5 protein-coding genes and 1 pseudogene are annotated in these 12,596 nt (G+C 65.7%); 2 read left to right on the top strand and 4 right to left on the bottom strand.

The features are described 5' to 3' along the window. Positions 1 to 2 precede the first annotated feature (2 nt). Positions 3 to 665: pseudogene (locus FAX90_RS16935) on the bottom strand (serine--tRNA ligase); the annotation flags it as partial. Between the two features lie 130 nt (positions 666 to 795). Between FAX90_RS16935 and FAX90_RS15590 the strand changes: the two are divergent. After that, positions 796 to 2,073: a sulfotransferase family protein gene (locus FAX90_RS15590; RefSeq protein ID WP_240704944.1), complete on the top strand. Its 1,278-nt coding sequence runs from the start codon at positions 796 to 798 to the stop codon at positions 2,071 to 2,073. Here FAX90_RS15590 and FAX90_RS15585 read toward each other — a convergent pair whose 3' ends face one another. The 3 genes from FAX90_RS15585 to FAX90_RS15575 are packed head-to-tail and all read right to left on the bottom strand — an operon-like array spanning position 2,074 to position 8,862. Continuing rightward, positions 2,074 to 2,964 carry a transglutaminase family protein gene (locus FAX90_RS15585; RefSeq protein ID WP_144098353.1) on the bottom strand — a complete coding sequence of 297 codons (891 nt, stop codon included), beginning with the start codon at positions 2,962 to 2,964 and terminating at the stop codon, positions 2,074 to 2,076. It abuts the gene before it with no gap. After that, positions 2,961 to 5,465 (bottom strand): circularly permuted type 2 ATP-grasp protein, encoded by a 2,505-nt coding sequence (locus FAX90_RS15580; RefSeq protein ID WP_144098352.1) that lies wholly within the window; start codon positions 5,463 to 5,465, stop codon positions 2,961 to 2,963. Before FAX90_RS15580 ends, FAX90_RS15585 begins: the two co-directional genes overlap by 4 nt. A gap of 10 nt (positions 5,466 to 5,475) precedes the next feature. Then, positions 5,476 to 8,862 carry a transglutaminase family protein gene (locus tag FAX90_RS15575; protein WP_144098351.1) on the bottom strand — a complete coding sequence of 1,129 codons (3,387 nt, stop codon included), beginning with the start codon at positions 8,860 to 8,862 and terminating at the stop codon, positions 5,476 to 5,478. Between the two features lie 105 nt (positions 8,863 to 8,967). Between FAX90_RS15575 and FAX90_RS15570 the strand changes: the two genes are divergently transcribed. Further along, positions 8,968 to 12,591: a hydantoinase B/oxoprolinase family protein gene (locus tag FAX90_RS15570; protein WP_144098350.1), complete on the top strand. Its 3,624-nt coding sequence runs from the start codon at positions 8,968 to 8,970 to the stop codon at positions 12,589 to 12,591. The last annotated feature ends 5 nt before the right edge of the window (positions 12,592 to 12,596 follow it).

The following is a 12,596-nucleotide window of genomic DNA, read 5'->3' as shown; positions in this document are numbered from 1 at the left end:
AGGCTGGTCTGGAATAAGTCTTCCTTAAACTTCGGCAATTGCCCGGTGCCGAACAGCGCCTCGTCCTTCACCAGCAGCGGCGGCGCGCATTCGACAAAGCCCTTGCCGGTCTGCATGTCGAGCATGAAGGCGCCCAGCGCGCGATTGAGGCGGGCCATCTGGCCGCGCATGAACACGAAACGCGCACCCGAAATCGCGGCGGCGGTTTCGAAATCGAGGCCGAGGGCAGGCGCGAAATCGGCGTGTTCCTTCGCCTCGAAATCGAGTTCGCGCGGTGTGCCCCAGCGGGAAACCTCGACATTGTCCGCCTCGTCCGCGCCCATCGGCACATCTTCGGCCGGAAGGTTGGGCAGGGCGGCCAGCGCATCGGCCTGCTTCTGCGTCAGCGCCTTTTCTTCCGCCTCCAGCGCGGGGAGCGTTTCCTTCAGCGCAGCGACTTCGGCCTTCAGCGCCTCTGCCGTTGCGGTATCGCCCTGGCCCATCGCCTTGCCGATGGCTTTCGAAGCCTCGTTCCGGCGGGACTGGCCTTCCTGCATCCGGGTCTGCACTTCGCGGCGCTGTTCGTCGATGGCGAGGATCGCGGCCGAGGCAGGCTCCGCCCCGCGGCGGGCGAGGGCGGCATCGAAGGCGGCGGGATCGTTACGGATGAGGCGTATATCATGCATGGCGCCTCGCGCTATGGCCGGTCCCGCCGCATCCTGTCCAGTGAAGATACATGTGAAAATCGATGCGGGAACAAGCCCCTTGCCCGTGTGTAGAGTTGAGAGGCCCGAAGAACCAGACAGGACCCGCCTTTTGAGCGAAGAGATCATCAGTCCGCCTCGGCGCACTCCGTTCATTTCGGTGGCGAACCGATGGTTCAGGCTGGGGCATGCGACGGGCCTCAAACGGCGCAATACGCTCGACCGCGAGGCCTTGATGGAGGCCGTGTCAGAGGAAACCGGGCTGAACGACTTCGGCGATCCGTGGTTTGCCCGGCCTTACGATGCGTTGGTCGATGCCTTGCGGGAAGAGGCGCGCCTGAATCTGGCGGGCGAGTTCGTGGCCGAAATGCAGTTCCGCAAGGTCCTGACCGACCGTCTGCATGCGCAGCAGTGGTTCGACCGCCACCCCGAAATCCTCGACCGCGCCTTGCCGCGCCCCGTCATCGTCGTGGGGCCGATGCGATCGGGCACGACGCGGATGCACCGGCTGCTGGCCGCCGATCACCGGTTCCAGCATCTGCGCAGTTTCGAGACGATCAGCCCCGTCCCGCCACAGGACTTCACCCCCGGCGACGAAGCGGACGAGCGGATCGAGACCGCCCGCAAAATCCAGCGCATGGCCCGCCTTGCCAATCCGCGCACGCTGAACATCCACCCCACCGGCCCGTGCGAGCCGGAAGAGGAACTGGGCCTTCTGGTCAATTCGTTCTGGGGCATGAAGCACGAGGCGCAGTGGATGATCCCGTCCTATGGCAGGTGGTGCGAGGGGCAGGACGCGCGCCCTGCCTATCGCCAGCTTGCCCGCCTGTTGAAACTGGTCAGCTGGTCGCAGCAGAAATCCAGCCTGAAACCGTGGATCCTGAAGACGCCGCAATACATGCTCGACCTCGATGCCGTGCTCGATACCTTTCCCGATGCCCGGTTCGTCTTCACGCATCGCGATCCCAAGGCCGTTGTGGGGTCCGCCGCCTCGCTCGCGTGGAACCAGACGATCATCTATTCCGACCATGCCGACGCGAATGCGGTGGGCCGCGAATGGCTGCGCAAGACCGAACAGCAGATCGCCCGAATGCGCCGCGTGCGCGACCGGATCGAGAGCAGCCGCATCATCGACGTGCATTTCGAGGAGATGGACCGCGACTGGCATGGCGCCATGGCCCGCGTCTATCGCTTTCTGGGCATGGACATGGCCCCCGCGCTGCCGGGCATGGAGGATTTCATGACCCGCAGCCGGGCTTTGAAGCGCAAGCCCCATCGATACAGCCTTGCCGAGTTCGGCCTGGACGAAAGCGAAGTGGCCGAACGCCTGTCCGACTATGTCGAGACGTATGGCGTCAGGGTAGAGGGGCGCGAACAGCGCACGGCCTGATCAGGCGGGCTGCGCGTCGTTCCCGACTTCGGCGACGTCGACAGCAAAGGACATCGTCTGGAACGCCGCACCGGTGAAGACGCCGTCGATCGGCGCGACGTCGGCATAGTCGCGTCCCATGGCGACGACCACGTGGCTTTCGCGCGCAAGGCAGTCGTTCGTGGGATCCAGCCCGATCCAGCCAAGCTCCGGCCCGCACCAAACCGCGGCCCATGCATGCATCGCGTCGGCCCCGACCAGCTTTTCCATGCCCGGCGGGGGCAGGGTGCGCAGGTAACCGCTGATGTAGGATGCCGGGATGCCGTGACCGCGCAGGGCGACGATCATGACATGGGCGAAATCCTGGCACACGCCCGACTTCTTCTCGAACGCCTCTGCCGGGGCGGTGCGGCTGTCGGTCGCGGTGGAATCGTAGGCGAAGTCCTGATGGATCCTGGAGCATAGCGCCTGCGCCGCCTCCAGCACTGGCCTGTCGGAAGAGAGCAGGGGCGCGGCCCAGTCCGCGATGTGTGGTTCGGGAACGGCGATGCGCGATCCGTAAAGGTAAGGCGCGGGCGACAGCGGATCGAGCCCGCGCGCAAGCATCGCGGCATCGCGCGTTTCGGCGATGCTGGGGCTGGTGTTGGGGATCGGCGGGGGCGTTACCTCGATCCGCATCGCGTTCTTGACGGTGATTTCCTTTTCCCCGCCGCGAAAGGCGAGCGTGGTGGTGTTGACCACGTACGGGCCATGTCCGTCGCGCCGCTCCGCCGGGGCGGGCGAGACATCCAGCGAATGGTCCACGATGCGCTGGCCGGGCCATTCGACGGGTTTCAGCCGGATGTTCAGCCGCGCCGTGGCAACGCCGCTGCCATAGGAAAGCGTGGTATCGTGGCGTATCCGGTACATCATGCCAGGAACGGTGCCCCGTCGCTTCCGGGAAGGGTTTCGTCGAGGAAATAACGCTTGCCCATCTCGTTCGAGAGGTGGCCCAGCGCGCCGCGCCAGTTTTCGAGGTCCGAAGGCTCAAGCTCCTCGGCATCGGCGGCGTCCAGCCATGCGCGCAAGGACCGGGCAAGGCGCAATGGCGTTTCGGTCATCCCGTCGTCGCGCAAGTTGGGCAGTTTGGACAAGTGGTCGATGATTTCCTCGACCTGAAATGCCAGCCCACGCGGCTGGGCCGGATCGAGCAGGACCATGTCCAGCACGGGCGCGATATAGGGCATCGTCAGGTAACGGCTGCGATAGGTGGATTGCCCGTCGACAAGGTCGAGCAGGGCGGCCAGATCCTCCGCGCTCGCTTCTCCGGGGACGAGGGCGATGGTCGATTGCAGGATCATGGAGGCGCGTTCGACGCGCAGGCCCATCTGCTGAAAGCTCCACCCCGGTCCGCGCGTCATCGTGTCGGCCAGCAACCGGCCGAGCGAGGCGAACCGTTCGACCAGCAGGTCACACGACGCGCCAAGGCTGTCCGCATCGTTGCCGCAGGGGGGCAGCGGGCGGTTGACGATGCGCCAGATGTCATGCGTCAACCTGTCGCGCAGCAGCAAGGACAGCTGGCGGCCAGAGGACAAAAGCGAGGCGACCGAACCGGGCAGGGAAATATCGGACAGCGCGGCCTGCGCGATCTGGGCCGGGGTTCTTTCCTTATCATCTCCGCCGCCATAGGCCGCGCCCAGCTTTTCCAGCAGTTTGGTGATGCGGCGCGCCGACGTGGTCGCCCCCGCCGGTTGTAGCGCGCGGCCCGTGGCGTGGCCGGTATCGAGCAATACGCGAACCAGCCGCGTCGTCTGGTTCGCACGTTCGGCGTAGCGGCCCAGCCAGAACAGGTTGTCCGCCGCCTGGCTGGGCAGGACGCCCTGTTGGCGGCGCACTGTCGGCGAGTCCAGCTTTGGCGGGTTGGCGGTCTGTTCGGAGCCTGCCGGATCGATCACCAGCACGTCGGCGCTGGAATCGTTTTCGCCGATCAGGGCGTGGCGCAACGTGCCGTCCTGCGAAATGCGGGCAAAGCCGCCGGGCATCGCGGTCCACCGTCCCGCCCCGTCGCGGGCAAGGTATACGCGCAGGGTAAAGGCATGGGGTTCGATCACCTGACCATTCAGGACGGGCGTGGTCGACGTGCGGACCAGTTCCTGCCCGACATAGTCCATCGGGCGGCGTTCCATCGCCTTCAGGATCGTTTTGCGCTGGGCGGTATCGGCATTGGCGATGACACAGGTGCGTCCGTCTTCAAGCCCCTCGACCGGCAGGCGGAAGGCCGGGCTGATCACCAGGTTATCGAACCGGGCGCGGACCTGTTCGCGTTCGCGCGGCTGGCCGCACCACCATGTCGCGGCATTGGGCAGGCGCAGCGGTTCGCCCATAAGGGTCTTGCACAGGCGCGGCATGAACGCGCTCATCACCCGCGATTCCACGACGCCCGCGCCCGGCCAGTTGACCATGACCAGATCGCCGCTGGCACAGGCGTTGAGGATGTTGGGCACGCCGATGCGCGAACGCGAATCGAAGGCCATCGGGTCGATGTCGCGGGTGTTGATCCAGCGCCACAGCGCATCGATCCGTTTCAGCCCCGCGATGGTGCGGACGTAAACGCGGCCTTCCTGTTCGACCAGATCGCGTCCTTCGACGAGCGAAAAGCCGAGATGGCGGGCAAGGTGGGCCTGTTCGGGATAGGACTGGTTGAACCGGCCCGGCGTCAGCAGCCCGATGCGCGGATCGGCCCGTTCACAGCTTGCCGCCACCCCTTCGCGCAGGGCGTTGAAGAACTCGGAAATGCGCCGCGTGTTTATCTCGGCCAGCAGCGATCCGGTGGCGCGTGACAGGGCGATGCGGTTTTCAAGGGCATAGCCGATGCCGGTCGGAAGGCGTACCCGATCGGACAGGACACGCCATTCGCCGTTAGGTCCGCGGGCAAGGTCCATCGCCACGACCTTGAGGTGCCGCCCGTCGGCAGGCGGCAAGCCGACCATGCGGCGGGCGAAATCCGCGCTGCCCGAAATTGCGGCGGCGGGCAGGTGCCCGTCGGCGATCAGGCGCTGCGGCCCGTAGATGTCGGCGACCAGCGCCTCCAGCAAGGTGGCGCGCTGTACCAGGCCCTGTTCCAGTTGTGCCCATTCGGCAGCCCCGATCATGATCGGCAAGGGGGCGAGCGGCCATGACCGTTCCTCCACATCGCCGGTCACGCGGAAAGCAAGGCCCAGGTCCTCTACCTGCCGGTCCACCCATTCCTGTGCTTGCCGCAATCCGCCGGGGATGCGGGCAAGGCCGGTCGCGAACGTGCGCCACGCCGCGGCCACGTCGTCGGGAGCGGACGCGAACAGGTCCGCGCCCATGGCGTCGGGTTTGTACCAGGCAAGCGGATCCTGCGTCGGGTCAGGCCCGAACAGATCCGTGGATTGGGTCTGCGATGCCAAGGGCGGGCCCTTAGTGCAGTCCGGCTGGTCGGCGCAGGTCCAGCGTCATCGGAAATTCTCCCCCGTGTTCTTCAGGCGGCACGTCGACCTTGCCCGGTGTATGTCCGTAGTCCTGAAAACGCGCCTTGCGGCGGCTTTCGGCCTCGTAACTGTTGACCGGAACATCATCATACGCGCGTCCACCCGGGTGTGCCACATGATAGACACAACCCCCCAGCGAGCGATTGTTCCACGTATCGAACACATCGAAGGTGAGCGGTGCATCCGCGCCGAGGAGTGGATGGAGGCACGACGGCGGTGCCCATGCCTTGTATCGCACTCCGCCCACGGCCTCTCCGGGCCTGCCGGTGGGGTGCATGGGCACGCGCCTGCCGTTGCAGCCGATGACATGGCGGCCCGGAACCAGCCCCTTGGCCCGCACTTGCAACCGCTCAGTACTGGAATCGACATAGCGCACCGTGCCGCCGATCGCGCCGGTTTCGCCCAGCACGTTCCACGGTTCGAGCGCGTGGCCGACTTCGAGCACGACGCCGCCAGCCTCGACCGTGCCGTGGGTTGGAAAGCGGAACTGGCGTTGGGCTTCGAACCATTGCGGGTCGAAGTCATAGCCCGCTTGGCGCAGGTCCGACAGCACTTCGAGGAAATCGGTCCAGCAATGGTGTTCGAGCAGGAAGCGATCGTGCAGCGCCGTACCCCAGCGCACGAGGCTGCCGTCCTGCGGTTCGCGCCAGAACCAGGCCATTAGTGCGCGCAGCAGCAGTTGCTGTGCCACGCTCATCTTCGCGTCTGGCGGCATCTCGAACCCGCGAAATTCGACAAGGCCAAGGCGGCCCGTCGGGCCGTCGGGCGAATAGAGCTTGTCGATGCAGATTTCGGTGCGGTGCGTATTGCCCGTCACGTCGACCAGCATGTTGCGGAACAGAAGGTCCACGATCCACGGAAACTTCGGCGGTTCGCCCGGCGGCGGCACCTGGCTGAGCGCGATTTCCAGCTCGTAGAGGCTGTCGTGCCGCGCTTCGTCGATGCGCGGGGCCTGGCTGGTCGGGCCGATGAACAGGCCGGAGAACAAGTAGGACAGCGAGGGATGCCGCTGCCAATAAAGGACGAAGCTTTTGAGCAAGTCCGGCCGGCGGATGAAGGGGCTGTCGGGGAATGTCGCCCCGCCCATGACGAGGTGATTGCCCCCGCCGGTGCCGACCGAACGCCCGTCGACCATGAACTTGTCTGCCGTCAGGCCGATTTCGCGGGCATCTTCGTAAAGACCCTCGGTCACTTCCACCAGTTCGCGCCATGACGCGGTGGGGTGGATGTTCACCTCGATCACGCCGGGATCGGGCGTGACTTTCAGCACCTGGACGCGCGGGTCGGGCGGGGGCGGATAACCTTCGATGCGGACCGGCATCTTCAGCTTTTCGGCCACTGCCTCGATCTCGGCGACGAGTTCGAGGAAATCCTCCATCGCTTCAAGCGGAGGGACGAAGACCGACAGGTACGTGCCGCGTGGCTCCACCGTCATCGCGGTGCGGACCGCGCCCGCGATGATTTCCTGCTCCACCCGGTCCTGATGGGCTGCGCCTGCCGTTTCCACGCGTTCGAAACGCTGGTCGCCGGTGCCCTCGGCCTTGCGCTCGATATTCTCGGCCTCGGCCTGCGTCCTTTCGGATTTCGGGGCCTGCTGGCGAAAATCGGCCAGCGGCTCTTCGGCATCGGTCGACACGCGTGGATGGATATAGGGATATTCCGATTTCGGCACCCACGGCAGCGAGCCCAGCGGCAGGCGGTAGCCCAGCGCGGAATCGCCGGGCACGGCGGTCAGCTTGCCCTTGCGCACCGACCACTGTTCCGATTTCCAGCGCGGACCGCGGGCGGGCTTGGCCTGCTGTTCCTGTCGCTGGATGGGAAGGACGTAGCCAACCGGCTTCGACAGCCCGCGCGTGAACGTGCGCACGATGCGTTCGCGCTCTTCGGGATCGTCGATCTTGGGATCGCCGGGTTCGACGTTGATGGGCAGTTCGCCTTCGCGTTCGATCCACATTTCCGGGTCTTCGAAAACTGGTTGGACGTAATCGCCCTCCACGCCAAGCTGGCTTGCCGCCTCAGCAAGGAACTGGCCCGCCGATTCCGCGTCCAGCGTGGGTTCGGCATCCTCGTCGGGATCGACCGCGATGAGGTCTGGATTGGACCACAGCGGCTTGCCGTCCTTGCGCCAGTAGAGCGTAAAGCCCCAGCGCGGCAGGCTTTCGCCCGGATACCACTTGCCTTGTCCGTGGTGCAGCAGCGCTCCGGGCGCAAAACGGGTGCGCAGCTTGCGGATCAGCTGGTCCGCGTATTTCGCTTTGGTCGGGCCGACGGCATCGCCGTTCCATTCGCCCGCTTCGGGATCGTCGGCGGCAACGAACGTCGGCTCGCCCCCCATCGTCAGGCGGCAGTCCTGCGCGACGAGATCCTCGTCCACCTTGTCGCCCAGCGCCAGCAGCGCGTCCCAGCGGTTGTCGGTGAACGGCTTGGTGATGCGCACCGCTTCTTGGACCCGGTCCACGGTCATCGAGAAATGGAAGTCCACCTCTGCCGGTTCGGCAACGCCGGTGATCGGCGCGGCGGAGCGGAAATGCGGCGCGGCGGCCAGCGGGATGTGGCCTTCGCCCGCGAACAGGCCCGATGTCGGGTCCAGCCCGATCCAACCCGCGCCGGGGACGAAAACCTCGCACCATGCGTGAAGGTCGGTGAAGTCCGCTTCCGGCCCCTTCGGTCCTTCGACCGGTTCGACATCGGCCTTCATCTGAATGAGGTATCCCGACACGAACCGCGCGGCGTATCCCAAACGGCGAAGCAGGTTGACCATCAGCCAGCCGGTGTCGCGGCACGATCCCGTGCCAAGCGTTAACGTTTCCTCCGGCGTCTGCACGCCCGGCTCCATCCTGACGACGTAGCCGATCCTCTGTTCCAGCGCCTGGTTCACCGCGACGAAGAAATCGATCGTCCGGCCCTGCCAGCCGGAAAACTGGTTCACCAGCGCCTCGAAATGGTCGCCCGCCGGTTCGGCATCGAAATAGGAGGCGAGCTCTTCCTTGAGGTCCGGTTCGTACGCGAAGGGGACTTCCTCTGCGCTTTCCTCGACGAAGAAGTCGAAGGGGTTGATCACGGTCAGGTCCGCGATCAGGTCCACTTCGATGGAAAAGTGCGTCACCCGTTCGGGAAAGACGATGCGCGCCAGCCAGTTGCCGTGCGGGTCCTGTTGCCAGTTGAGGAAGTGGCCTGCCGGTTCGATCTTCAGCGAATAGTTCGGGATCGCGGTGCGGCTGTGCGGTGCGGGTCGCAATCGCACGACCTGCGGGCCGAGTTGGACCGGCCGGTCGTAGGTGTAGCGAGTGGCGTGGTGTAAGGCTGCGCGGATCATGACCGTGACTAACGCATGGTTCGTGCTGCAATGCAATAAATCATGGGTTTGCCGCCGGGGGCAAGCCTGTGCGAAGCGGGCCGCAGGGCGAATCGAAGGAAGAAGATGATACGGACAGGCTGGCACTTCTGGATCGACCGGGGCGGGACGTTCACCGACGTGGTGGCCCTGTCGCCCGATGGCGCGATCGAGACACGCAAGCTCCTGTCCGAACATCCCGAACGCTACCGCGATGCCGCGATACAGGGCATTCGCGACGTTCTGGGCGTGGAAGCGGGGGAAGAGCTTCCGTCAGACCGCATCGCGGCGGTGAAGATGGGCACGACGGTCGCGACGAACGCCTTGCTGGAACGCGCAGGCGAGAAAGTGGCGCTGGTCGTCACCCGCGGCTTCCGTGACGTTTTGCGCATCGGATACCAGAACCGCCCGCGCCTGTTCGACCGCCACATCGTCCTGCCCGACCGGCTGGAGTCGTTGGTGATCGAGGCGGACGAGCGCGTCGATGCGCAAGGCAATGTACTCACCACGCTGGACGAAAATGCCGTGCGGGCCGAATTGCAGTCTGCTCGCGAAGCGGGATGCACGGCGGCGGCCATCGTGCTGATGCACGGCTATCGCCACACGGCGCACGAGGCGCGGATTGCCGAGATCGCAAGTGAGGTCGGTTTCGCGCAAGTGTCGGCCAGCCACATGGTCAGCCCGGTCATGAAGATCGTCGGGCGCGGGGACACGGCACTGGTCGATGCCTATCTTTCGCCCGTGCTGGACCGTTATGTCGCGCAAGTGACCGATGCGCTGGGCGGCGCGGTGCCGCTGGCTTTCATGCAGTCGAACGGCGGTCTGGCGGGTGCGGCACAGTTTCGCGGGCGCGATGCGATCCTGTCGGGACCGGCCGGCGGCATCGTTGGCATGGTGGAAACGGGGCGCGAGGCGGGTTTCGACCGCCTGATCGGCTTCGACATGGGCGGGACCAGTACCGACGTGTCGCACTATGCCGGAGAGCTGGAGCGTGTGAACGAAACGGTGGTGGCGGGTGTGCGCCTGCGCGTGCCGATGTTGTCCATCGACACGATCGCGGCGGGCGGCGGGTCGATATGCCGGTTCGACGGCACGCGCCTTCGCGTCGGGCCTGAATCGGCGGGCGCGGACCCTGGCCCTGCCTGCTATCGCCGGGGCGGGCCGCTGACGGTGACGGACTGCAACGTCATGCTGGGCAAGCTGCGCCCCGATTGCTTTCCCGCCCTGTTCGGTGACGATGGCAAACAGCCTTTGGACGCCGAAGTGGTGCGGGCAAAATTCGCGCAGCTGGCTGACGAAGTCGCCGCCGCGGGCCTGCCGGGCAAGACGGGCGAGGAACTGGCCGAAGGTTTCCTTGCCATCGCGGTCGACGCCATGGCCAATGCGATCAAGAAGATCTCGGTCGCGCAGGGGCACGACGTTTCCACTTATGCGCTGTCCTGTTTCGGCGGAGCGGGCGGGCAACATGCCTGCCTCGTCGCCGATGCATTGGGCATGGAAACTGTCCTGCTGCATCCGCTGGCGGGCCTGCTCTCGGCCTATGGCATCGGGCTGGCCGATCAGCGCATCGTCAAGCAGCAGGCGATCGAACAGCGGATCGACGAAGGCGGCCTGAACGCTGCGGAAGATGCCATGGCAGCCCTGCGCAGCGAGGCCGAAAGAGAGGTCGAAGGCCACGGTTTCGATACTGGCGCGATTGAGGTGCGGCAGCGGCTGATGGTACGGTATCTCGGCACCGACACCGCGCTGGAAGTGGCGTTCGGCACCGAGGGTGAGGTTCGCGCCGAGTTCGAGGCACTTTATCGCCAACGTTTTACCTTCGTGTCGAAAGTACCGTTGGTGGTCGAGGCTGCGCAAATCGAGCTGGTTGTCCCCTCGAACCGCCCCTCGGCCAGTGTGGGAGCGGTGCATGAGCCGATAGATCCCCGCACCGTGCCGGTATTCGCGGGCGGAGAAGAGCGCGAGGCAGGACTGATGCCGCGAAGCGCGCTTGCCATCGATCACCCGCTGCCCGGTCCCGCGATCCTGTACGACGATACTGCCACCATCGTCGTGGAACCCGGCTGGCAGGCCCTGCGCCGCGCGTCGGGTGATGTCGTCCTGACCCGTGTGACCCCGCGCGAAAACGCCAGTGTCGGCAGAGCTTCTGAGGAAATTGGGCTCGACCCTGTTCGGCTGGAGATATTCAACAACCTGTTCATGGCGATTGCCGAACAGATGGGGCAGGCGCTGCAGAACACCGCGCTGTCGGTCAACATCAAGGAACGGCTCGATTTTTCATGCGCGCTTTTCGACGGCGAAGGCGCGCTGATCGCCAATGCGCCGCACATGCCGGTGCACTTGGGATCGATGGGTGACAGCGTTCGTGCCGTGCGGGACAAGGCTCTGGCGACGGGCAAGCTGGACGACGGCAATGCCTGGCTGGTGAACAACCCCTATTGCGGGGGCACGCACTTGCCCGACCTTACCGTCGTCATGCCGGTGTTCGAGGATGGTGAGTGCCGTTTCTGGGTCGCGGCGCGGGGGCACCATGCCGACATCGGCGGCACGACGCCCGGTTCGATGCCGCCCGACAGCCGCACTCTGGACGAGGAAGGCGTGTTGTTCGACAGCTTCCTTCTTCTCGAAGGAGGGGAACTGCGGGAAGAGGCCCTGCGCGCAGAGCTGGCCAAGGGGCCATACCCCGCTCGCGATCCCGACCGGAACCTGGGCGACCTCACCGCCCAGATCGCGGCCTGCGCACGCGGCGCGGCGGACATTCATCGCATGGTGCGCGAGTTCGGCCTCGGCGTGGTCGAGGCCTATATGCACCACGTCCAGGCCAACGCGGCAGAGGCAGTGCGCCGCGTGCTGGACCGGCTGCCCGGCGGGACGTTCACCTATCCGCTGGACGACGGCACGCAGATCACGGTGAGCATCGCGATCGACCGCGAGGCGCGAACCGCCTGGATCGATTTCACCGGCACCAGCGCGCAGCAGGCCAACAATTTCAACGCCCCGCCCGCGATCTGCCGCGCCGCGACGCTTTACGTCATGCGCACGCTGATCGATGAGGACATCCCGATGAACGATGGGTGCCTTTGGCCGGTGGAACTGGTCATCCCCGAAGGTTCGATGCTGGCACCGCGCTATCCCGCCGCGGTCGTCGCCGGAAATGTCGAGACCAGCCAGGTCATTACCGACGCGCTCTATGGTGCCTGCGGCGCGCTGGCGGGCGCGCAGGGGACGATGAACAACTTCACCTTCGGTAATGCGCGGTATCAATATTACGAAACGATCTGCGGCGGATCGGGCGCAGGGCCGGACTTCGACGGGACCAGTGCGGTTCAGACGCACATGACCAATTCGCGCCTGACCGATCCCGAAGTGCTGGAATGGCGTTTCCCGGTCCTGCTGGAGGCGTTCTCCATTCGCGAAGGTTCAGGCGGCGCAGGGCGGCATTCGGGCGGTAACGGCGTTGTCCGGCGTGTCCGCTTCCTTGAGGACATGACCGCGACGATCCTGTCCAATCGCCGCGTCGTGCCGCCGTTCGGGCTGGACGGGGGGCAGCCGGGCGCGCCCGGTCGCAACCGCGTGGAACGGGCCGACGGCAGCGAAATCGCGGTCCCATCGACCGGCAGCGTCGAGATGCGCCCCGGCGACGTCTTCGTGATCGAGACACCGGGCGGCGGCGGTTTCGGCAAGGCGCAGGCGGCGAACGACAAGGGCTGATGGAT

Origin of the sequence: Croceicoccus sediminis (genome assembly GCF_007570835.1) — a bacterium.
In the GTDB taxonomy this organism is placed as follows: domain Bacteria; phylum Pseudomonadota; class Alphaproteobacteria; order Sphingomonadales; family Sphingomonadaceae; genus Croceicoccus; species Croceicoccus sediminis.
Note: the sequence above shows the minus strand (reverse complement) of the source record. Positions and strands in the feature narration are given on the sequence as shown.

Coding starts and splice junctions, on each gene's coding strand:
- FAX90_RS15585 (WP_144098353.1), bottom strand. CDS start 2,964: ATGATGTACCGGATACGCCACGATACCACGCTTTCCTATGGCAGCGGC.
- FAX90_RS15575 (WP_144098351.1), bottom strand. CDS start 8,862: ATGATCCGCGCAGCCTTACACCACGCCACTCGCTACACCTACGACCGG.
- FAX90_RS15570 (WP_144098350.1), top strand. CDS start 8,968: ATGATACGGACAGGCTGGCACTTCTGGATCGACCGGGGCGGGACGTTC.